This window comes from Ruegeria sp. YTSC230, assembly GCF_059609665.1.
The window spans coordinates 817367-839258 of sequence record NZ_JBXWMC010000001.1 but is presented as its reverse complement, the minus strand read 5'-3'; the positions used below and the strand labels follow the sequence as shown (position 1 = coordinate 839258).

22 protein-coding genes and 2 tRNA genes are annotated in these 21892 nt (G+C 57.1%); 8 read left to right on the top strand and 16 right to left on the bottom strand.

The annotated features are described in order from the left end of the window. Both AC2FD9_RS04080 and AC2FD9_RS04075 read right to left on the bottom strand, forming a co-directional pair. Nucleotides 1-75, bottom strand: a tRNA-Asn gene (locus AC2FD9_RS04080). 76 nt (nucleotides 76-151) lie between these two features. Then, entirely contained in the window at nucleotides 152-1066 is a 915-nt protein-coding gene (locus tag AC2FD9_RS04075) for an MBL fold metallo-hydrolase (protein ID WP_496835491.1), read from the bottom strand. Between the two features lie 44 nt (nucleotides 1067-1110). Between AC2FD9_RS04075 and AC2FD9_RS04070 the strand changes: the two genes are divergently transcribed. Both AC2FD9_RS04070 and AC2FD9_RS04065 read left to right on the top strand, forming a co-directional pair. Next, entirely contained in the window at nucleotides 1111-2430 is a 1320-nt protein-coding gene (locus tag AC2FD9_RS04070; RefSeq protein WP_472723855.1) for an ATP-binding protein, read from the top strand. Between the two features lie 111 nt (nucleotides 2431-2541). After that, nucleotides 2542-2829, top strand: a complete 288-nt coding sequence (locus tag AC2FD9_RS04065) for a hypothetical protein (RefSeq protein ID WP_282151308.1) — start codon at nucleotides 2542-2544, stop codon at nucleotides 2827-2829. An 890-nt stretch (nucleotides 2830-3719) separates the two neighbouring features. Here the strand turns inward: AC2FD9_RS04065 and AC2FD9_RS04060 are convergent. Further along, nucleotides 3720-3796, bottom strand: a tRNA-Ile gene (locus AC2FD9_RS04060). 107 nt (nucleotides 3797-3903) lie between these two features. On the opposite strand from AC2FD9_RS04060, the gene purM reads away from it, so the two are divergent. The 3 genes from purM to rnd all read left to right on the top strand — a co-directional run bounded on the left by purM (nucleotide 3904) and on the right by rnd (nucleotide 6817). Then, nucleotides 3904-4950 (top strand): phosphoribosylformylglycinamidine cyclo-ligase, encoded by a 1047-nt coding sequence (purM, locus tag AC2FD9_RS04055; protein WP_496835488.1) that lies wholly within the window; start codon nucleotides 3904-3906, stop codon nucleotides 4948-4950. Then, entirely contained in the window at nucleotides 4947-5543 is a 597-nt protein-coding gene (purN, locus tag AC2FD9_RS04050) for a phosphoribosylglycinamide formyltransferase (RefSeq protein ID WP_282118345.1), read from the top strand. Before purM ends, purN begins: the two co-directional genes overlap by 4 nt. Nucleotides 5544-5659: 116 nt before the next feature. Next, nucleotides 5660-6817 (top strand): ribonuclease D, encoded by a 1158-nt coding sequence (gene rnd / locus AC2FD9_RS04045; RefSeq protein WP_282118346.1) that lies wholly within the window; start codon nucleotides 5660-5662, stop codon nucleotides 6815-6817. Nucleotides 6818-6823: 6 nt separating this feature from the next. Here rnd and AC2FD9_RS04040 read toward each other — a convergent pair whose 3' ends face one another. After that, nucleotides 6824-7348 carry a hypothetical protein gene (locus tag AC2FD9_RS04040; protein ID WP_109311805.1) on the bottom strand — a complete coding sequence of 175 codons (525 nt, stop codon included), beginning with the start codon at nucleotides 7346-7348 and terminating at the stop codon, nucleotides 6824-6826. 139 nt (nucleotides 7349-7487) lie between these two features. On the opposite strand from AC2FD9_RS04040, the gene AC2FD9_RS04035 reads away from it, so the two are divergent. Next, entirely contained in the window at nucleotides 7488-7898 is a 411-nt protein-coding gene (locus tag AC2FD9_RS04035; protein ID WP_282118347.1) for a SufE family protein, read from the top strand. Between the two features lie 3 nt (nucleotides 7899-7901). Here AC2FD9_RS04035 and AC2FD9_RS04030 read toward each other — a convergent pair whose 3' ends face one another. The 4 genes from AC2FD9_RS04030 to AC2FD9_RS04015 all read right to left on the bottom strand — a co-directional run bounded on the left by AC2FD9_RS04030 (nucleotide 7902) and on the right by AC2FD9_RS04015 (nucleotide 10527). Continuing rightward, complete coding sequence (locus tag AC2FD9_RS04030; protein WP_496835486.1) at nucleotides 7902-8570, bottom strand: DUF1638 domain-containing protein; 669 nt, start codon at nucleotides 8568-8570, stop codon at nucleotides 7902-7904. Nucleotides 8571-8645: 75 nt separating this feature from the next. Further along, nucleotides 8646-9239 carry a Hint domain-containing protein gene (locus AC2FD9_RS04025; RefSeq protein ID WP_496835485.1) on the bottom strand — a complete coding sequence of 198 codons (594 nt, stop codon included), beginning with the start codon at nucleotides 9237-9239 and terminating at the stop codon, nucleotides 8646-8648. 140 nt (nucleotides 9240-9379) lie between these two features. Next, nucleotides 9380-9676, bottom strand: a complete 297-nt coding sequence (locus AC2FD9_RS04020) for a hypothetical protein (protein ID WP_496835483.1) — start codon at nucleotides 9674-9676, stop codon at nucleotides 9380-9382. 152 nt (nucleotides 9677-9828) lie between these two features. Further along, complete coding sequence (locus AC2FD9_RS04015; protein WP_058271755.1) at nucleotides 9829-10527, bottom strand: corrinoid protein; 699 nt, start codon at nucleotides 10525-10527, stop codon at nucleotides 9829-9831. A gap of 273 nt (nucleotides 10528-10800) precedes the next feature. Here AC2FD9_RS04015 and AC2FD9_RS04010 point away from each other — a divergent pair, with 273 nt between their 5' ends. Continuing rightward, the gene (locus tag AC2FD9_RS04010; protein ID WP_496835481.1) at nucleotides 10801-11892 is read left to right on the top strand and encodes a PA0069 family radical SAM protein; all 1092 of its coding nucleotides are present in this window, start codon (nucleotides 10801-10803) and stop codon (nucleotides 11890-11892) included. Between the two features lie 55 nt (nucleotides 11893-11947). Here AC2FD9_RS04010 and gltA read toward each other — a convergent pair whose 3' ends face one another. Both gltA and gltX read right to left on the bottom strand, forming a co-directional pair. Continuing rightward, on the bottom strand, nucleotides 11948-13243 hold the full coding sequence (gene gltA, locus AC2FD9_RS04005) for a citrate synthase (RefSeq protein ID WP_109311809.1): 1296 nt from the start codon (nucleotides 13241-13243) through the stop codon (nucleotides 11948-11950). Nucleotides 13244-13364: 121 nt separating this feature from the next. Continuing rightward, nucleotides 13365-14765, bottom strand: a complete 1401-nt coding sequence (gene gltX, locus AC2FD9_RS04000; RefSeq protein WP_496695651.1) for a glutamate--tRNA ligase — start codon at nucleotides 14763-14765, stop codon at nucleotides 13365-13367. Nucleotides 14766-14843: 78 nt separating this feature from the next. Between gltX and AC2FD9_RS03995 the strand changes: the two genes are divergently transcribed. Beyond that, nucleotides 14844-16886, top strand: coding sequence for a ComEC/Rec2 family competence protein (locus AC2FD9_RS03995; RefSeq protein ID WP_496835479.1), 2043 nt, complete (start codon nucleotides 14844-14846; stop codon nucleotides 16884-16886). Here the strand turns inward: AC2FD9_RS03995 and lexA are convergent. The 6 genes from lexA to AC2FD9_RS03965 form a co-directional block, all read right to left on the bottom strand. Continuing rightward, nucleotides 16883-17581 carry a transcriptional repressor LexA gene (gene lexA / locus AC2FD9_RS03990; protein ID WP_058271750.1) on the bottom strand — a complete coding sequence of 233 codons (699 nt, stop codon included), beginning with the start codon at nucleotides 17579-17581 and terminating at the stop codon, nucleotides 16883-16885. The genes AC2FD9_RS03995 and lexA overlap by 4 nt on opposite strands. Before the next feature lie 78 nt (nucleotides 17582-17659). Further along, nucleotides 17660-18832: a molybdopterin molybdotransferase MoeA gene (locus tag AC2FD9_RS03985; protein WP_108858511.1), complete on the bottom strand. Its 1173-nt coding sequence runs from the start codon at nucleotides 18830-18832 to the stop codon at nucleotides 17660-17662. Beyond that, a complete protein-coding gene (gene moaC, locus AC2FD9_RS03980) occupies nucleotides 18829-19302 on the bottom strand; it encodes a cyclic pyranopterin monophosphate synthase MoaC (protein WP_108858512.1) in 474 nt (157 codons plus the stop codon). The genes AC2FD9_RS03985 and moaC overlap by 4 nt, the downstream gene beginning before the upstream one ends. Beyond that, the gene (gene trpC / locus AC2FD9_RS03975) at nucleotides 19302-20114 is read right to left on the bottom strand and encodes an indole-3-glycerol phosphate synthase TrpC (protein ID WP_108858513.1); all 813 of its coding nucleotides are present in this window, start codon (nucleotides 20112-20114) and stop codon (nucleotides 19302-19304) included. Before trpC ends, moaC begins: the two co-directional genes overlap by 1 nt. Further along, a complete protein-coding gene (gene trpD / locus AC2FD9_RS03970; RefSeq protein ID WP_058271746.1) occupies nucleotides 20111-21130 on the bottom strand; it encodes an anthranilate phosphoribosyltransferase in 1020 nt (339 codons plus the stop codon). The genes trpC and trpD overlap by 4 nt, the downstream gene beginning before the upstream one ends. Next, entirely contained in the window at nucleotides 21127-21708 is a 582-nt protein-coding gene (locus AC2FD9_RS03965; protein WP_058271745.1) for an anthranilate synthase component II, read from the bottom strand. Before AC2FD9_RS03965 ends, trpD begins: the two co-directional genes overlap by 4 nt. Between the last annotated feature and the right edge of the window lie 184 nt (nucleotides 21709-21892).

Here is a 21892-nt window from a genome sequence, read left to right as displayed (position 1 = left end):
TGGCTCCGGCGGTAGGGATCGAACCTACGACCAATTGATTAACAGTCAACTGCTCTACCGCTGAGCTACGCCGGAACTGAGGGGCGTATAACAAGCCGTTTTTTGCCCGTCCAGAGGGGAACTGCATCAAACGGAAAAAAGTTCTGCCTGTTCAGGCTGACCTTGAAAACATGGCATCGACTGAAAGTGCGTCGAAAGTGTAAACTTGTGATTTTCTATAAAGATCAACTAGATGTGCGAACACGTTGCGTTCAGCCGCGGGCAAAAGCGCGGCTGGCGTGCCGGTATAGACGCGCTCGGCCAGATGTCGGGCGTTTCCGGGCTGCTCCTCCAGTGCCGCCAGTATCTGCGCCTCGCGGGACAGCCGGTGAGTGATCAGCCAATCCAACCGTTCAGAAGGGTTGGTGATCTCTGCACCGTGACCCGCGTGAAACACAGCCCAATCCCGCGCACGCAACTTGTGGCACGCCTGCATAAAGTCTGTCAGGTCCCCATCCGGTGGAGAAACCAGCGAGCTGGCCCATCCCATGACATGATCGGCAGTAAAGCAAACATCACCCCAGCCCAAAGCGATATGATTGCCCAAGTGACCAGGCGTATGGATGACCTCAAGCTGCCAGTCATCGCCCGCAATAATCTCACCATCTGCCACCCCGATATCCGGGCGGAACGCCGTGTCGATTCCTTCGCCACCTCCGGCCAGACCCTGCCGCGCCAGTTGCGCCATCACTTCGCTGCGTCCGGCCTGCGGTCCGCCAAAGGCCAGAATCGGCGCGCCGGTGCGTGCTGCCAATGGTGCCGCAAGCGGCGAGTGGTCCAGATGGCTGTGCGTGACAATAATATGGCTGATCCGCTGTCCGGGGCGCACCGCATCCAGAATCGCTTCAAGATGAGCATCGCTCAAAGGACCGGGATCAATGACCGCCAAATTACGTTCTCCCAAAAGGTACGTGTTCGTACCGCGATAGGTCATCGCGGACGGATTCGAGGCTAGTATCCGCCGCAGCCCGGGTTGTAAGTCGATCGCCAGGCCGGGGGGCGGGTTGAAATCGTCAGGCGCCTGCATTCTGAGCTCTTTCTCTTGGCGGATCAGCCCGTTAGGTTTAGCGCATGTTCAGTCGATGGCTCAAACAATATATGCCGCGCAGCCTGTATGCCCGGGCCGCACTAATTCTGGTTCTTCCAGTTGTCGTGCTGCTGTTGGTGGTGGGGATTGCCTTTTTGCAAAAGCATCTCGAAGACGTCACCGCGCAGATGACCAAGACCGCCACGCGCGAAGTGACGTTGGTGCTGGAAACCATGAAAAAGGCCGAGACCCAGCAGCAGGCGCTGGCAGCGATACGCCTGGATTTGTCGGTGCTTGATATGAAAGCCCGTTTTGTTGACGGCGACGAAAACCTGATGACGGACAGGCGTCGATGGTACGATTTTATCGCACCACAGGTCGAATATCATTTGCGAGCGGGGCTGCCCAATCTGGTCGCCGTCGCTTTGCCTTCGGGTGATGAAGCTCGGTTGTATCTTGAAACCGATCTGGGGCTGCTTCAGCTGACGATAGATCGCCGCCGCCTGTCGCCCACGGCGCCGCATCAGTTGATTGTGACCATGATGTTCTTTGCCGTTGTGATGACGACGATCTCATTCCTCTATATGCGCAATCAGCTGCGGCCTATTACCCGCCTTTCTGACGCTGCGCAGGCCTTTGGTCGGGGCAGGGTAGTGCCATATACGCCGGGGGGCGCAATAGAAGTGCGCGCTGCTGGCAGTGCATTTCTGGAAATGAGGGCTAGAATCGAGCGACAGATGGAACAGCGTACTATGATGCTGTCGGGTGTAAGCCACGACCTGAGAACACCGCTGACGCGCCTGAAGCTGGGACTTTCCATGTTGCCCGAGGATGAGGCGGCACCGCTGAAACAGGACGTGGACGAAATGCAATTGCTGCTGGATGCGTTCCTTGATTTCTCACGTGGTGTCGCCGAGGGGCCAGCCGAGGCGATCGAACCTGCTTTGTTGTTGCGTCAGATCGTCGAAGACGCGCGCCGGGCAGGTCATCAGGCCGAATTAGTCTCAGTCGAAGGTGACGGCACGGCGATGCTGCGCCCCATGGCCATTCGCCGCGCGGTCGAAAATTTGATTGGCAATGCGGTGCGATATGGCAACCGGGCCGAGGTCAGCTTGTCCCTGACGCCCAAAACCATGCGCATCCGGGTCGAAGATGATGGACCGGGTATTCCGGTAGAGCAGCGCACTGAGGCTGTAAAACCGTTCTCGCGCCTTGATCCCGCGCGAAATCAGAATCAGGGCAGTGGCGTTGGTCTAGGATTGGCGATTGTTGCGGATATTGCCCGCGCACATGGAGGCGTCCTGCGACTTGGCAAAAGTGAAAGGCTGGGCGGTCTTTGCGCGGATATCATTGTTGGGCGATGATTTTGGTGAGATCGGAATTCACGTTTTGTGTCGCAACCACAAGCGGCGCGCATTTTTTATTTGGTCTAAAGCACCGATCACCCCGTACAACCTTTAGAATGGGAGGAAGTCATGACCAATAGTTTCGACGTGAAATCATCGTGGGTATCGGTAATGGATGAAACGAAAAACCCACTAAAGAAATACTCTCTATCCACAGCACACATGCTGATGCAGATGTTGGCATGGATGTGGAGCGCAATCTTCTCGCTGATGGTTGGTAGCTATTTTGTTTTCGGTGTAACCGCATTGGGCCATTTGCTTCTGATCGGGGGGTTGTTTGTCACCTTGGCAGTTTTCCAAAAGGCTGAAGCGACAGATCCTGAAGCGTTGAAGCGTAAAGTTACCGCCTCATATTAGACCGAACGGCTTTTTCCGGGGTTTTTTGGTCCAATTCTTGACCCGCTCCGTATCGCCTTCACTACCCCAACTGCCGCCCGCGTTGTTTGTAACGGTTTCCCTCCGAACAACGCGGGTTTTTTGGAGCGGGAACGAGTGGCTACCCTGGTGTTTAACGGGGTGTAACTCCCCCATTAGACTTGAGGCGCATTTCTATCGTAACGTTACAGAACGTCTTTTGCGGCATAGGTTTAGGTATGGACAACACTGTATTGTATTTCTTGGTTGGTATATTTGTCGTTGGGCTCCTGACGCTTGGATATTACTCAAAAAGCAGTGGTGCATTAATCTCGATTGTCATCATAGTCGGCGTTTTGGGTGCGATGGTTGGATACTTTGGTGGATACTTCGGAGAACCTCCAAAGTAGGTAGGGACTTCAATTGGAGGTTTGCCGGTGCGCTTTGTCTTTGAAAGCTCTTTACAATCAAAAAACGGCACAAAAAAAACCAGCTTCGCGGTCCGAGTGAGCGGAGGGGTCGCGAAGCCGGTCAATTTCCTCCTACTGGGTGCGGGTCGGAGGCTGGGATGCACATGTATGGGACGTGCAAGATCATAAAAACATGAATTTTCAAGTTTCACTAAATGGAAATGGGATAGCCAAAAACCCATTCGAATAGGTGATATATCCAAAAGTATAGTATGCGGATGTGTCATTTCTCTTGAATGTACCAAATGGCACTTCCGCTTGAGCGGGGACTCCGAACTCTAGGGGTTTGAATAAGGTTCAGAGTTACTGGGCAATCCTGCAGATTTAGAAGAATGCATCTTATGTTTGGGCAGGACAGTAGAAACACCATGCATCGCTGGTCTGGCAAGCATCTGAAACTGATAACAATGTACAAGTAGACGGTGGTAGGCCCGGCAGGACTTGAACCCGCAACCAAAGCGTTATGAGCGCTCTGCTCTAACCAATTGAGCTACAGGCCCGCCTGAGCGCTTTGAGTACCATGGTGAACGGCCGCGTCAAGCCTGACCGTTGCAACAAGTCGCACAATCGACTAACCCGCGCGGGAACCATTCATAAGGGGCTGGCCATGACCACGGGCAAGAACGGAATCACCTATGCCGATGCAGGCGTTGATATTGATGCGGGGAATGCCCTAGTCGACCGGATCAAGCCGGCCGCAAAACGAACCAACCGCTCGGGTGTGATGAGCGGGCTGGGCGGCTTTGGCGCTCTGTTCGATCTAAAGGATGCCGGATATCAGGACCCGATTCTGGTTGGGGCCACCGATGGGGTGGGCACCAAGCTGCGCATTGCCATTGATACCGGTGTTGTCGACGGTGTGGGCATCGACCTTGTGGCCATGTGCGTCAATGACCTGATCTGTCAGGGTGCTGAGCCGCTGTTTTTCCTGGATTACTTTGCGACCGGCAAACTGGAGACCGACACAGCCGCGCGGATCATCGAAGGCATTGCTGAAGGCTGTGTCCAATCCGGATGCGCTTTGATCGGCGGTGAAACTGCTGAAATGCCCGGCATGTACCCGGATGGTGATTTCGATTTGGCCGGGTTCTCGGTCGGCGCGATGGAGCGTGGTGCGCATCTGCCGGCCGGCGTTCAGGACGGCGACGTGCTTTTGGGGCTGGCGTCGAACGGTGTGCATTCCAACGGCTACTCGCTGGTTCGGAAACTTGTCGAAATTTCGGGCCTGGACTGGGATGCAGCATCCCCGTTCAGCGACGGTTCTCTGGGTGAGGCGCTGCTGACCCCAACGCGTCTGTATGTGAAACCTGCGTTGCAGGCGATCCGGGCAGGGGGCGTTCATGCACTGGCTCATATCACTGGCGGTGGCCTGACCGAAAACCTGCCGCGCGTGTTGCCCGAGGGGTTGGGCGCCGAGATTGACCTGAATGCATGGGACTTGCCGCCTGTATTTCGCTGGATGGCGGAAACCGGTGGAATCGTCGAGGCCGAGATGCTGAAAACCTTCAACTGCGGCATTGGCATGATCGTCGCATGTGACGCGGATCGCGCGGATGATCTGGCGGGGTTACTGGCCGACGCGGGCGAAACGGTTGCGCGGATCGGCACTGTGACCGGGACAGCGGGCATGGCCTATTCGGGCACCCTGTTGTGAGCCACAAACGCGTCGCAATTCTGATCTCTGGTGGGGGGTCGAACATGGTGTCGCTGGTCGACAGCATGACCGGCGATCACCCTGCGCGGCCCAGCCTGGTTCTGTCCAATGATGCGAACGCGGGTGGGCTGACAAAGGCGGCAGAGCGTGGCATTCCAACCGCGTCGGTGGATCACAGACCGTTCAAGGGTGACCGCGCCGCGTTTGAGGCAGAGTTGCTGAAACCGCTGGAAGAGGCGCAACCCGATATCGTTTGCCTTGCAGGGTTCATGCGCGTTCTGACCGGTGATTTCGTTTCGCGCTTTCAGGGGCGGATGCTGAATATCCACCCTTCGCTTCTGCCGAAATACAAGGGTCTCAATACCCACGCGCGCGCTATTGAAGCCGGGGATGCCGAACATGGATGTTCGGTCCACGAAGTCACCGCAGCTTTGGATGACGGACCGATCCTTGGGCAGGCGCGGGTGAATATTGAACCGCGTGATACGCCCGAGGGATTGGCCGCCCGGGTGCTGGTGTGGGAACACAAACTCTACCCTACAGTGTTGCGCCGTTACGCCAGTGGGGATCGGACTCCGGTGTTGCTGCCCTGAACGTCTCAGGATGATTTACACCCGCGTCAAATTCATCCTATGGTCCGCAATACGGCTGGGTACGGAATGAAACTGATAATCGGCCGCACAGAACAAGAGCAAGAACAGCACCGCGCATGAAAACCCTGACGACGACGCAAGAGCTGGCCGATTTCTGCAAGGCCGCGGCGGAATATGACTATGTCACCGTAGATACCGAGTTTCTGCGCGAACGGACTTACTATTCAAAACTCTGTTTGGTGCAGCTTGCGGTTCCATCTGATGATGAAGGCAGTGCCGTTCTGGTGGACCCATTGGCCGATGGCCTGTCATTGGATCCGCTTTATGAGCTGTTTCGTGATGAAAGCGTGGTCAAAGTGTTTCACGCCGCGCGGCAGGATCTTGAGATTTTCTGGGTCGAGGCGTCCGTGTTCCCGCAACCTCTGTTCGACACCCAGGTCGCCGCGATGGTCTGCGGCTTTGGTGAGCAGGTGGGCTACGAGACTTTGGTGCGTAAAATCTGCAAGGAAGGCGTCGACAAAACCTCGCGTTTTACCGATTGGTCACGTCGGCCGCTGACAGATGCGCAAAAGACCTATGCCTTGGCAGATGTCACGCATTTGCGGCAGATCTACGAATATCTGGCGTCCCAGTTGAACAAGTCGCAGCGCAGCCATTGGGTATCCGAAGAGTTGCGCACCCTGACGCAGCCCGGAACCTACGACATCCGTCCCGAAGATGCATGGAGGCGGGTAAAAACCCGGACGAATTCGGCCAAGTTCCTGGCCGTCGTGCGCGAATTGGCGCAGTTCCGCGAGGCCTATGCGCAGGAGAACAACGTCCCGCGCAGCCGTGTGTTCAAGGATGACGCCCTGATCGAGCTTGCCTCAACCAAGCCCAAATCTCCATCGGACCTTGGTGGTTCTCGCCTGCTGCTGCGCGAGGCGCGCAAAGGCGCGATTGCCGATGGTATTCTGGCGGCGGTGAAACGCGGGGTAAACTGCCCTGCCGATCAAATGCCGCGCGTCGATAACAGCCGTGACAAGCTAAAGATCAACCCGGCGCTTGCCGATCTGCTGCGCGTGTTGCTCAAGTCCAAAACCGAAAGCTCAGGCGTGGCGGCGAAGCTGATCGCAACAAGTTCCGAACTGGACCAATTGGCTGCGGGCGAGCGCAAGCTGCCTTCAATGTCAGGCTGGCGATTTGAGGTGTTTGGCGAAGATGCCCTGAAACTGTGTGACGGCAAGATCGCTCTGGCCGCCAAGGGGCAATCCGTACAAGTCGTGTCGCTTTAGCGACCGTTAGCGCCGCCGGGATTCCAATGTGTTCTGTTCGCCGCGAACGCGAACCAGACGGATGTTTCGCAGCTCGGCTCGGCCAACCGTAGTGGCATCATTGACCTCACGCGATCTTTCGGAGCCCAGATTGGTTGCGTAGCTTGGGTAGCTGACTTCGAACGTGTATTCCAGAATGCCGTTCTTTTCGTTCTCTTCGCTTTCCACGCGTACAAGGCGCGCATTGTAAGCCCCCTGTCTTGAGGCGGTACCTTTGACATAGATGATTGCCCCAGTTGGTGTGGGGTCGATGCGTAGCTCATCTACCTTGGTTATGGCAAAGCCGATCACTTCCTTCTCAGGTCGCGAAAACAGGCCCGGGCCGTCACGCCCTTCGGGCACCAGAGCATCGGCTTCGTTTACGGATACTTCAGTAGGGGCAGGTGTACTGGACCCGAACCAATTGGTCGGATTCACGCGCGACTCGCTCCAGCCGCTGCAGGCCGCCAGTGCCAGAGTGCTGACCAATAGAAGAGGTGTTGATTTTTTCATGGTCCCAAAGCCCAGAGAAGTATTTTCAGCAATGGGTTATCGTAAATTCCAAAGATTGAAAACCCACACCGGGGCTGGACAGGTGCCCAACAGAGGCATAGGTCACAAATGTGATCGCAACAAAAAGGACCGCTGCGAAATGGCAACGCCCGCCTTTGAGGAAATCGTCGAGGATTTTGAGTTTCTGGATGACTGGGAAGACCGGTATCGCCACGTCATCGATCAGGGCAAGGCGATGGAGCCGCTGGATGATGCGCTCAAAGTGCCGGCCACCAAGGTGCATGGTTGTGCCAGTCAGGTGTGGCTGCACCCCATGATCGACGGCGGTGTTTTCCGGTTCGACGGCGACAGCGACGCGTTGATCGTGCGCGGGCTGATTGCGGTGCTTCGGTCTTTGTATAATGACCTGCCCGTAGGCGAAGTCCCACAGGTCGACGCGGGCGGCGAGTTGGCGCGCCTTGGGCTGAATGATCACCTGTCCGCGCAGCGGTCAAATGGTTTGCGGTCGATGATCGAGCGTATCCGCGAAGTCGCGCAAGAGAACGCCTGACGATCAGGCTGTCGGCTTGCGGGTGGCCCACTCGGTCAGGGTGGTTTCAAGATCGCCATAGCCGGTGAAGCGCCGTTCAAACGTCAAACCCATGCGTTCGGCGCATTCCTGTGCGCGGGCCGTCAGGTCCGGGTCGTCTGTTTGGGCTTGATAGACAAGCTTGGTATAGTTCCCGAAATACATGTCCCGCAACTGGGGGTGACGATCTAGGCCAAGCGGTTTCCACACAAAGGCGTCAAACTGACGGGCCAGAAAATCTGTCAGGTAAAAGGCCGTCGTTTCATCATCGCCATGGTCTTCAAAGGCTTGATTTCCTTCGAAAAAGGAATAGCAGTGCGGGCCTTTGATCATCTCAATGCCCATCTCTTCGCAAGCCTTCTGCAACAACCCTCCGGTGCCACAGTCGGCATAGACGACGAAGATCTGATCAAAGTTACCGCGGTGCTTGGCAACAGCTTCTGCGACAGCCTGCGTAATCCGTTCGGGGTGGACGTGCAGTATGGCGGGCAGGCAAGTCAGGGTCATATGATCCCAGCCATAGCGTTTTTTTAGATGCAGGATTTCGCGCGCCAACGCACCGCATGCCAATAGCAGTATGCCGCCTTGCCGAGTGTCTTCGGTATAGCCTTTTGTCGTCAGGCTTGCGTCATCCGGTGTGGTGTTCTGCTGCATCGTCAATTCCCTGAAGGATTGCAGCATCAAAGAATGAATGCCGGATCAAGGCAAGCCCGCTTCCGACATCCCGTGTCAGGCCACCGACGCACGCGTTTCAAAAGACTGAAGCGATGGGCGGGCAGGGGGACTATAGGCGGTGATCCCGTGACTGGCCAGTTCCGGAAACAGCGACAGGATCTCTTGCCGTGTTTCATGCTCAAAACTGTTCCACGCCTGGATTCCGGGGTGAAAGCTCTCGCTCAGGCACCCTTCGCCCCAGATCAGTTCGTGCTGATCGAACATTAGGTGATAATAGGTCACAAGACCGCCGGGCTTCATCACGATATCGCGGCCATTCACCAAATGCTTGGCAGGCACCAGCGCCTCAGCGTGGCCCGTATGCAGCTCGACCCGCCAGTCGCTGATCAGCATCCTGTGCTGTTGCGAGACCAAGAGATCGCGATCATTGCCAAGCGCACCCGCCCTGATCAGCACAGGCGTGAACACGCCTGCGGCACGCGCGGTCTGAGAGCCAATCCAACGCAGTGTTTGCAACCCATGATCCAGCGTCGGAATTTTGTCACCCACGCGCAAATTCTCGACCTCGACCAAACCACGTTCCGTTTTGATCAGAGTGCCGGTTGCGAAACATCTGGCGATGTCCCAGGATTCACGGTCAGCGTTCAAACCCGTAGTTGTGGCGGTGTTTATACTGTTGAGCGTTAGTGACCTGATGCCCGCAAATTCCAATGCGGCCTGATCGCTGTTGGCTGAGAATTCTGGAACCAGAAAAGTGTTCCCGAGCGTGTCTTGCGCGATGACTGCCGTTATGTCTGCCGTTGTGCCGTCGACATACGTAATTGTCGCATTGTAGGCGACAGCTGCATCGAAAGTGGTCGCAGCGCCATCACAAAAAAATCCACGTCAGAGTTGGCGTTGTTTTCGTAGGTTCCACCAGGGTTTCCTACCGGTGTCCAAACGACAGCGTCGTCAAGTAATGGATCACCCGGACCACCAAAAGTTTGTCCAACCAAAGCGCCCGCGTTTTCAGCGGTGTTGTTACCCTCAGTCGGGTCGATGATTGCAAGATTACCAAGAAAAATAGCATTGAATGTCGTCGGCATTCCGTACCCCAAAAACTCTTTAACCAAACCCGCGTAACAAACTGGGCCTTAACTACAGGCTTAATTTGTCCAAATTTCCATGAGTAGCAAGCCCAAAAACGAAAAAAGCCGCCCTTTAAAGGGCGGCCTTGATCATTTCCCTGTGAGCAGGATCAGCCGGCAAGCTGGTTGTGCTTGCGCGAAACAAAGTCTTTGGCCGTTTCCACCGCCACAGCGGCGTCACGGCAATAGGCGTCTGCGCCGATGGCCTTGCCGAATTCCTCGTTCAGAGGGGCACCGCCAACCAGTACGATGTAATCTTCACGCCGTCCCTGTTCGATCAGCGTGTCGATGACCACTTTCATGTAGGGCATCGTTGTGGTCAGCAGGGCCGACATGCCCAGAATGTCTGGCTGTTCGGAATCCAGTGCTTCCAGATAGTTTTCGACCGGGTTGTTGATGCCAATATCCACGACCTCAAAACCGGCTCCTTCCATCATCATTGACACCAGATTTTTGCCAATATCATGGATGTCGCCTTTGACGGTGCCGATCACCATCTTGCCGACCCGCGGCGCGCCGGTTTCGGCCAGCAGCGGCTTGAGGATCGTCATCCCACCTTTCATCGCGTTGGCCGCCAGCAAAACCTCCGGCACGAACAGGATGCCGTCGCGGAAATCGTGGCCCACGATGGTCATGCCACCGACCAATGCTTTGGTCAGGATGTCATATGGTGTCCATCCGCGTTCAAGCAGGATGTTCACACCTTCTTCGATCTCTTCTTTCAGGCCGTCATAAAGATCGTCGAACATCTGCTCGACAAGTTCGTCGTCGTTGAGTTCGGACAGGACGATGTCTTCTTCATCGGACATGGGGCATTTCCCTGTGCTGGGCGGGCCATCGGCCCGTGGTGGCATTTTTTCCGTTTTGGCCATTTCGTCGCAGTTAGACTGTTACGATTGCGACCTTGGCAGTTCCGGGACCGACCTATACGTCAAATTGTTTGCGATCACGATGGAATTATCTGCAACAACATCCTGCAATCTGTTCACAACCGGGGAAAAACCGGTCGTCCAGGATCGGGGGCGAATAGGGCGGTTCGCGCAGTTTTCCTTGTCGCATGGCGATTCAGGGTCTATTGATTCATGAGCAAGAACATAACGGGAACAAATATGCCTGCACTCAACATAAGGGCCCGCGGCGTGGCCAGCAATGAATCAGGCAGATTCGAACGCTTTGCGACCGAGGCCTGTGACGATGGCTGGGAGATGGAAGAAGAACTTCCCCAGCTCAGAACCGAGGTCCGAGAAGAGGTAGCGCGCAGTGTGGTCACCTACAACCGATCGCCCGATCTGCCGTTTGACCGCTCGATTAACCCGTATCGCGGGTGCGAGCATGGGTGCGTGTACTGTTTTGCCCGCCCGACACATGCCTATCTGGGATTGTCACCGGGATTGGATTTTGAAACCCGGCTGATTGCACGGCCAAACGCGGCAGAGGTCCTTAGGAAAGAACTGTCCTCAGCCCGGTACAAAGTGGCGACCATTGCGATGGGAACAAACACCGACCCGTATCAGCCGATCGAAAAATACCACCAAATCACACGGGCTTGCCTGCAGGTCTTGCAAGAGTTCCAGCACCCGGTCGCAATCGTGACCAAAGGTGCGATGATCGAGCGGGACTTGGATATCCTTACCCCTATGGCGCAACTTGGATTGGTTCGGGTCGGCATTTCGTTGACAACTTTGGACCCAGGCTTGTCTCGACGTATGGAACCACGCGCGCCATCCCCTGTAAGACGGCTGGCGACGATCCGACGGTTGACCGATGCAGGAGTGCCGGTACGCGTCATGACATCGCCTTTGATACCGGGTCTGACGGATCACGAATTGGAATCCATGCTGGAAGCCGGGCGAGACGCGGGCGCTGATTCCGCAACCTGGATCATGCTGCGCCTTCCGCGCGAAGTCTCTGAGCTGTGGCAATCCTGGCTGCATCAGCATGAGCCGGCGCGAGCTGAAAAGGTCATGTCCAAACTGCGCGAAATGCACGGTGGTCGTGACTATGACCCGCGTTGGGGGCACCGCATGCGGGGGGAGGGTGAGTATGCCGGGCTGGTGGCCAAGCGGTTCAGCCTCGCGGTCAAACGTTTGAGGTTGGCCACAAAAACACCGCCGCTACGATGTGATCTGTTTTCCAGGCCCGCGCAGGCCGGGGATCAACTGACATTATTCTAAAACAAAAAAACGCCCCGAACAGGGTTCCGGGGCGTTTCGAAATTGTAACCGGCTATCAGCGGTTTTCGATGTCCACATAATCGCGGGTCGTTTCGCCCAGATACAGCTGACGCGGACGACCAATTTTGTTCTGTGGATCTGCGATCATCTCTTTCCATTGGCTGACCCAGCCAACGGTGCGCGACAGCGCGAAGATCGGCGTGAACATTGAGGTGGGGAAACCCATCGCCTCGAGGATGATGCCCGAGTAGAAGTCCACGTTCGGGAACAGTTTCTTTTCGGCAAAGTACGGATCTTCCAGCGCTTGCTTTTCCAGTGCCTTGGCAACCTGCAGCTTTGGATTGTTCTCGACGCCAAGCAGTTCAAGCACTTCGTCGGCTGATTGCTTCATCACAGTCGCGCGCGGGTCGAAGTTCTTGTAGACGCGGTGGCCAAAGCCCATCAGGCGGAACGGGTCGTTTTTGTCCTTGGCGCGGTCGATGTATTCCGGAATACGATCGACGGAACCGATCTCTTCCAACATCTCCAAACACGCCTGGTTTGCGCCACCATGGGCAGGGCCCCAAAGGCAGGCCACGCCCGCCGCGATACATGCGAACGGGTTGGCGCCCGACGAAGATGCCAGACGCACGGTCGAGGTAGACGCGTTTTGTTCGTGATCCGCGTGCAAAGTCAGGATCCGGTCCATCGCACGGCTGAGGATCGGGTTTACCTCATATTCTTCGGCGGGAACCGCAAAGCACATGCGCAGGAAGTTGGACGCGTAGTCCAGATCGTTGCGCGGATAAACGAAGGGCTGACCGATGTGATACTTATAGGCCCATGCGGCGATTGTCGGCATCTTGGCGATCAGACGATGCGAGGCGACCTCGCGCTGATGCGGGTCAGATACGTCGGTCGAGTCGTGATAGAACGCCGACATTGCGCCAACGACACCCACCATGATCGCCATCGGGTGCGCATCCCGACGGAAGCCGCGATAGAAATACTGCATCTGTTCGTGCAGCATGGTGTGGCGGGTGATGGTGGTTTCGAACTGCTCTAGATCTTTGGCTTGCGGCAGCTCTCCGTACAGCAGCAGATAGCAAACTTCTAGGAAATGCGATTTTCCGGCCAGCTGGTCGATCGGATAGCCACGGTGCAGCAGCTCGCCTTTTTCGCCGTCAATATAGGTAATGGTGCTGTCACAGCTTGCGGTCGACGTAAAACCGGGGTCGTAGGTGAACACTCCGGCATCGCTGTACAGTTTACGGATGTCGATGACGTCAGGTCCAGCGGTCGGAGAATGAACCGGCAACTCGTACGTTTCACCATGGACTGTCAGAGTGGCTGTTTTATTGCTGTCGGTCATAGTGTCCCTTCCTCATTCTTACGCATGTCGAATCGCTGTCCGACCTTGCGGGCAACGGCTGCGCGCGGGCGCGCAGTCCGGGTGTTAGCGGAGCAGCGTTACCCAAATATGAAGATTGGGTTTACGTCGCTGCGTCAGAAAGCCGGGCCAGGGTTTCTTCCTTCCCCAGCACAAGCATCATGTCAAAAACTGAAGGCGTCACTGCCCGACCTGCCAACACCGCCCGCAACGGGCCCGCCAGTTTGCCGAACTTAACCTCTTTCGCTTCTGCAAACGAATTTAGGGTTTGCTCCAGTTCGTTTCGCGTCCAGCTAGCATTTTGCACGTGCGGCGTCAATTCACTCAGTATACCATCGGATACTGAGGCCAGCGCTTTTGCAGCCTTTTCATCGGGGTCAATTGGCCGAGATGTCAACACAAAGTGAGCTTTTTCAAGAAGTTCCGGGAACATCCGCGCGCGATCCTTGAGGCAATACATCGCACGTTCCAGATCACCGGATTGTGTTTCCGTGAGGTTAGGTAAATTTGCCGCTGCCAGATAGGCTTCGATCTCTTGCCGCAATGCAGCATCATCCGCGATGGCGATATGCTGCCCGCACAGATTTTCCAGTTTTTTCAGGTCGAAACGGGCAGGGCTTTTGCCGATTCCGTCAAGATCGAACCACTCTTTGGCCTGCGCGTCCGTAAAGAATTCATCATCGCCGTGGCTCCAACCCAGACGCGCCAAATAGTTGCGCATACCTGCGGCTGGATAGCCCATGGCCTGATATTCCTGCGCGCCCAAAGCACCGTGGCGCTTGGACAGCTTTTTACCATCCGGCCCGTGGATCAGAGGGATATGCGCCCAGACCGGGACGTCCCAGCCCATCGCCTCATAGATCATCATCTGCCGCGCGGCGTTGTTCAGGTGGTCGTCGCCACGGATTACATGGGTCACGCCCATGTCGTGATCGTCGACCACAACTGCAAGCATGTAGACCGGAGTGCCGTCCGACCGCAGCAGGATCATGTCGTCCAACTGATCGTTGCGAATGGTCACGTCACCCTGAACCTGATCGCGGATTACCGTCGTACCGTCCTGAGGCGCCTTGATGCGGATCGCAAACGGAGCGTCCGGATGGGAGGACGCTTCTGCATCGCGCCAAGGGCTGCGGAACAGGGTCGATTTCCCCTCGGCCCGCGCTTGTTCGCGGAAGGCCGAGATCTCTTCCTGCGTTGAAAAGCACTTGTACGCCTTGCCCTCAACCAGCAACTGATGCGCCACTTCGGCGTGACGTTCGGCACCCTCGAATTGACTGATTACATCGCCGTCGTGATCAAGGCCCAGCCACTCCATCCCTTGCAGGATCGCAGCCGTTGCTTCGGGGGTCGAACGTTCACGGTCGGTGTCTTCGATCCGCAACAGGAACTTGCCGCCGCGGCCGCGGGCATAAAGCCAATTGAACAGCGCCGTACGGGCCCCGCCGATATGCAGGAAACCGGTTGGGGACGGGGCGAAACGAGTGACGACCTGATCGGACATTGTGTGGATTAACCTTTTGGTAACCGTGTCGGGCATAGATTGGCGCCTGTCTAACGAGCCGGAAGGACGGGGGCAACCATGCGTGTTCTGGCACGGGTCGAGACCGCATTACTGAACCAAACAGGGTATTTGTTTCAGTGGTCTCCGGTGTGTCTGGCAGTCGGTATTGGTCTGTATTTCAGCCTGCGGTTTGAACCGGGGTGGATGGTCTATGCAGGCCTCGTTGCCGTGATCGCGATTTGCTTAGGCTTGGTGCACTGGCTTCCGTCTGGCTGGGCTGCGTTGACAACAGGGGGGGCGCTGATCGCTGCCGGGTTTATCCTGGCGGGCGGGCGCGCCCACACGGTGGCAGAGCCGGTCCTGTCCTGGCGTTATTACGGCCCGGTCGAGGGGCGGGTTGTAGCCATGGACCGCTCTGCGTCGGATGCGCTGCGGATTACGCTGGATCGGGTGCGTATAGGGGATGTGCCCGGTGACCGGCGGCCGCAGCGCGTCCGGCTTTCCTTGCACGGCGACGCACGCTCACTAGCGCCCGGCCAAAGGATCATGACCACTGCCCATTTGTCGCCTCCACAAGGCCCGGTGGAACCGGGAGGGTTCGATTTTCGGCGACACGCGTGGTTTCAACGGCTGGGGGCCGTGGGATACACCCGAGTTCCGGTGCTGATCGCTGCGCCCCCGCAGCCCGAAGGCATCCGCATTACGGCATGGCGAATGGCGATTTCCCACCATGTCCGCACGATCCTGCCGGGCGAGATTGGCGGGTTTGCGGCCGCCGTCACAACGGGTGATCGCAGCGGTATGGGGCAAGAAACGCTGAAGTCACTACGCGCATCCAACCTGGCGCATCTGTTGGCGATTTCGGGCCTCCACATGGGCCTGCTGACCGGGTTCGTCTACTTGATGTGCAGGCTTTTTTTCTCAACCATTCCTGCGCTGGCTCTCAGATTGCCTGTGCGCAAACTGGCGGCTGTCTGTGCGATGGTCTCGGCCACGATCTACTTGCTGCTGTCTGGGGGAAACGTCGCCACGGAACGCGCTTTTGTCATGGCAAGTGTCATGTTGATGGCCATTCTGATTGACAGACACGCGATTTCCCTACGGGCCGTTGCAGTCGCCGCCCTTATTGTGCTCATTCTGCGCCCCGAAACCTTGCTTAGCCCAGGGTTTCAAATGTCTTTTGCCGCAACGACAGCGCTTGTGGCGGTGTTCGGAGCGTTGCGTAAATTGGGACCGATGCCGGGGCCAAAGTGGCTGAAACCTGTTGCGGGCCTGCTGATGTCCTCGGCTATCGCGGGATTTGCAACCGCGCCAATTGGTGCGGCGCATTTCAACACATTGTCTCACTATGGCCTTCTGGCCAACATGCTTTCGGTGCCGGTCATGGGCATGGTTGTCGTCCCCTCGGCCGTGGTGGCAGCACTGCTGTCGCCATTCGGCCTTGAGATGGTGCCGCTGGCAGTGATGGGGCTGGGTTTAGAGTGGATTCTTGCGGTTTCTCAATGGGTATCGGGATTTGACGGCGCGCAAGGATATGTTGTCAGCCCGCCGCACCCTGTCCTGCCGCTAATTGCGCTTGGCGGCCTGTGGCTTGCGCTGTGGCAAGGACGGGCCAAATGGGTTGGGGTGGCACCAATGGCCGTGGCGTTGATATTATGGGGGCACGGAAATCGCCCTGAAATACTGGTTGCGGATAGTGGTGGTCTTGTTGGCGTGATGACCGAACAAGGACGCGCCTTGAGTAAGAAAAAGGGAAGCGGGTTTGTCGCAACCGTCTGGCTGGAAAATGATGGGGACGGGGCAGATCAGCTGCATGCGGCCAGCCGTTGGCCGCATGATTCCGGCACCATTCAACGGTATAACTGGCAGGGCAAAGAGGTGTTGCACGTTACAGGCAAACGCGCGGCGCGCGGGATCAGTGCCTGCAATGCCGATCAGATCGTGATTTCTGCCGTGGCGCTGCAACTGTCCGGTGGCTGTGAAGTCTTTGATCCGAAACGGCTGCTGGAAACGGGAAGCCTGTCCCTGTCGGGCGGCAAGATCACAACGTCTAAAGAGGTGATGGGCGACAGGCTCTGGTCCCCGAACACATCCGGGAACCGGGATACCAAGCAGTTTTAGTAGCTGCGGATCAGGCCAACCAGACGACCCTGCACCTTAACCTTATCTTCCGGCAGAACGCGGGTTTCATAGGCGGGGTTCGCGGCCTCAAGCGCAATCGCCTGCCCGCGGCGGAAGAACCGCTTCAAGGTGGCTTCCTGATCTTCGACAAGAGCAACAACGATATCGCCGTTGTCGGCAACCGAGGTTTCCCGGATTACCACCACGTCGCCATCGTTGATACCCGCGTCGATCATCGAGTCGCCACGCACTTCCAGCGCGTAGTGCTCTCCTTTTCCGGAAACCATTGTTCCGGGTACCGCGACGCGGTGCGAGACGTGGCTGATCGCTTCGATTGGAACACCGGCGGCGATGCGGCCCATCACTGGCAATTCCATCGCATCGACGGTCACCGGCTCAAAGTTCGCGGGGCGGGGACCGGAAGGCTTGTCGCCTTCGATCACACGCGGCTTGAAGGCCACTGTGGGTTCTCCACCCAGGCTTTCCGGCAGTTTGACGATTTCAATGGCCCGCGCACGATGCGCCAGACGCCGAATGAACCCGCGTTCCTCTAGTGCCGTAATCAATCTGTGGATGCCGGATTTGGACCTGAGGTCCAACGCGGCCTTCATTTCATCGAAACTGGGCGGAACACCGTCCGCCTGAACGCGTTTGTGAATGAATTCCAACAAATCCAACTGCTTCTTGGTCAACATTGCTCACACCTCATCGGTCATGCGTTTTCTTTTGTTCTACGCATGTTCACGTTTTGTGTCAACGGATTTGAGCGGGATTTAGATCGGCAGGTAATGAACCTCATCCCCGGCAGGTCGGGCGGGGTCATGCGGAGTCCGCACCAACAGAGCATTTGCCTGCGCCAAAACGCTGAGCAGTGAACTGTCCTGATCGGAACATGCGCGAATGCCGGTTTCATCCAGCATAGCCCGCATGTAATGCTCACGCGGACCGTTTTCGCCGAGCGGTTCAGCAAGCCTTGCGGTTCGCAATGGGGGCAGAACCTGTTCGACACCCAACATCCGACGCACCATTGGCAACAGGAAGAGATAGCCACAAACCATTGCACTGACAGGATTTCCGGGCAAGCCGACCATTGCCGTTTGTCCCAATCGACCCGCCATCAGGGGTTTGCCGGGGCGCATTCGGATCTTGTAGAAAGATTGCTCCATTCCCAGCCCGGTTGAGACATCTGACACCAGATCGTAGTCTCCAACCGATGCGCCGCCGATGGTCACAACCAGATCTGCTCCTTCGGCCAGTCCGAAGGCTGTTTCAAGCGATGAGAGCGTATCGCGCGCGACCGGAAGGATGCGGACGTGCGCGCCAACGTCCTCTAACAGTGCTTTCAAGCCAAACGTATTGGATGCGATGATCTGATCGGGGCCGGGGGTTTCACCCGGCATTACCAGCTCATCACCGGTGGAGATCAGAGCGACAACAGGCTTTCGAGTCACTGGAGCGGTCGCAACATTCATCGCCGCCATCAGCGCGATGTCTTCTGCGCGCAAACGACGGGGGGCCGAGATCTTTGTTCCTGCTTTGAAATCGACGCCCGCAGGTCTGATATTCGTTTTTGGGCCGGGCAGGTCCGAGATTGTGATCAGGTCGCCGCGACGTTCGGTATCTTCTTGTATGACAACGAAATCAGCACCTTCGGGAACCGGGGCACCAGTGAATATGCGCACCGCCTGTCCGGGCCCGACGCAACCGGTGTAGCGGTTGCCGGCTGCCGACTCGCCGATGACCTTGAACATGGCGTGCAGCTCGACCTCGGTCGATTTCAGCGCGTAGCCGTCCATCGAGGACGCTTCAAATGGCGGCTGGTCGCGGGTGGCCTCGACATCTTGTGCGAGAATACGGCCCGCCGCGTCCGACAAAGCAACGGTCTCGCTTGTCAGTGGCGAGACCAGATCAAACAGCAGTGCGCGAGCCTCTTCGACAGTGATCATTTCGCCTCGTAACGCCCTGATTTCCCGCCGTCTTTCAGCAATACACGGATGTCGCCGATTTCCATGGCTTTGTCCACAGCCTTGGTCATGTCATAGACCGTCAAGGCAGCCGTAGAAACGGCGGTCAGCGCCTCCATCTCGACCCCAGTCTGGCCTGAGGTTTTGACCGTGGCCTGTACCTGCACACCGGGCAAGTCCGGATCCAGCGTCAGCTCGACAGCGACCTTGGTGACTGGCAGCGGGTGACACAAAGGGATCAGATCAGGCGTTTTCTTTGCGCCCATGATGCCCGCAAGACGTGCCACGCCCAGAACATCACCTTTCTTAGCGCGGCCTTCGGAAATCAGATCAAAGGTGTCCTGCGCCATTTTGATGTGGCCAGCCGCCACGGCGACACGGTCGGTGACTTCCTTATCCGAGACATCGACCATATGGGCCTGTCCCTGAGCATCAAAATGGGTCAAGGGCATCACATGACTCCGGGGATCAGAGGGCTTGCCAGAAGGTGGCGGGTGGCTGCTGCTACGTCGTCCTGACGCATCAGGCTTTCACCGATCAGGAAGCTGCGCGCGCCGTAGCGAGCGATATCGGCCAGATCTTCAGGCGTGCTCAGACCGCTTTCGCAGACGATCATCCGGCCCGCTGGCACCAGCTTCGACAGGTGCCGGGTAGTATCAAGAGATGTCTCGAAGGTCTTGAGATTACGATTATTTATCCCAATCAGTGAGCTTTTTAGCTCGGCTGCACGTTCCAACTCTTCCTGGTCGTGAACTTCGATCAGGACATCCATACCCCAGTCGAATGCCGTCTGCTCCAGTTCGGCGGCTTGCGCGTCGTCGACCGATGCCATGATGATCAGAATGCAATCTGCGCCCAAAGCACGCGCTTCGACCACTTGATAGGGGTCGTACATGAAATCCTTGCGCAGCGCCGGAAGCTCGGTGGCAGCGCGGGCTTCGGTCAGGTACTCTTTTGCACCCTGAAAACTCGGCGTGTCGGTCAGCACCGATAAACACGCAGCGCCGCCTTCCTCATAGGCTTTGGCCAGAGCGGGTGGATCGAAATCCGGGCGGATCAGACCCTTGGACGGGCTGGCTTTCTTGATCTCGGCAATCAGGCCGTAACCCCGACGCGCCGCTGTTCGAAGCGCATAGGCAAAACCGCGAACCTCGGGCGCGTTACGAGCCTCGTTTTCAAGCGTTTCCAGCGACTTCTGCGCTTTGTCTGCCGCAACTTCTTCAAGTTTATAGGCTTTGATCTTGTCCAGAACCGTCTCGGTCATGCGGCCTCCTGCGTAATTCGGGCCAGGGCCGCGATTTTGTCTTTAGCTTTTCCGCTGTCGATGCTTTCCCGCGCCTTGGCAGCACCGTCTTTCAAGTCATCAGCAGAGCCAGCAACCACAAGGGCCGCAGCGGAATTCAACAGAACAGCGTCGCGGTAGGCCGATGGCGCGCCGTCCAACAAGGCGCGGAAGGCCACGGCGTTTTCCTCGGGCGTTCCGCCGATGATATCCTCGAACGGGTGGACCGGCAGCCCTGCGTCTTCAGGATGCAGCTCGACCTCTTTCACAACGCCATCTTCCAGCGCGGCGACCCAGCTTACGCCGGTGATCGTCAACTCATCCGTGCCATCTGATCCGTGCACTAACCAGGCGTGTTCAGCGCCCAGCAGTCCCAACGTTTCCGCCATTGGGCGGATCAGGTCGCGACTGAACGCACCGGTCAGTTGACGCCGAACACCAGCGGGGTTGGTCAACGGGCCAAGAATGTTGAAAATCGTACGCGTCCCAAGCTCTTGCCGGCTGGGCATGACATGCGCAATCGCAGGATGGTGCATGGGTGCCATCATAAAGCCGATGCCGACCTCTTGCAGAGCCTTTTCAACGGTTTGCGGGCCAACCATAACGTTGATGCCCAGCTGTCCCAAGGCGTCCGCGGCACCTGATTTGGAACTCAGGTTTCGATTGCCGTGTTTGGCGACAGTGACACCAGCCCCAGCCACAACAAACGCCGTGGCGGTTGAAATGTTCAGAGTGCCTTTACCGTCGCCGCCCGTCCCAACGATATCCATCGCACCCGCCGGTGCTTTCACCGCGTTGCACTTTGCGCGCATCACGGCGGCAGCAGCTGCATATTCGTCTACCGTTTCACCGCGTGTGCGCATCGCCATCAGCAGGCCGCCAATCTGGCTGGGCGTGGCTTCGCCATCAAACAGGATGCTAAAAGCTTGTTCAGCCTCGGCACGCGTTAAGGGACGATCGGCAGCGGCTCCGATCAGTGGCTTCAGAGCGTCGCTCATGCAGGAACTTTCATCTCGGACAGGAAATTCTTGAGCAGAGCGTGGCCATGCTCAGAGGCGATTGATTCCGGGTGGAACTGTACGCCGTGAATGGGCAATTCTTTGTGTTGCAGGCCCATGATGGTGCCGTCTTCCAGTTCTGCTGTGATCTCAAGGCTATCTGGCAACGTGTCCCGATCCACGATAAGCGAATGATAGCGGGTCGCCTCAAACGGGGTGGGCAGGCCAGCGAACACGCCTTTACCGGTGTGGTGCATCATACCCATCTTGCCGTGGACAATCTCGTGGCAGCGGACAACATTGCCGCCAAACACCTGCCCAATCGTCTGATGACCAAGACAGACCCCCAGAAGCGGTGTCTTTGTTTCGGCTGCTGCTTCTGTCAGCGCAAGGCAAATACCGGCCTGATCAGGATCGCACGGGCCAGGGCTGAGGAGAATTCCTGCAGGGTTCATCGCCATGGCTTCTTGTACATCCAGGGCGTCATTCCGCCGAATGACCATTTCGGCGCCAAGTTCGCCTAAATAGTGTACCAGATTGTAGGTAAACGAGTCGTAGTTGTCGATCAGCAGCAGCATTTGGGCACTTGTCTCGGCTTGGGCATTTCGGACTGGCGATACAGCCCTTGGCCACGGTATAATGTCGGGACATACATGCTCAGGCTTGCGGGGCAGCGTCAAGAGGACATCCTGTTCAGGGCGCAATCGCAGGCCAAAGGCGCGGTAAACGGCGTTGAGGCGATCGAAGCAGGATGAAGGCGAG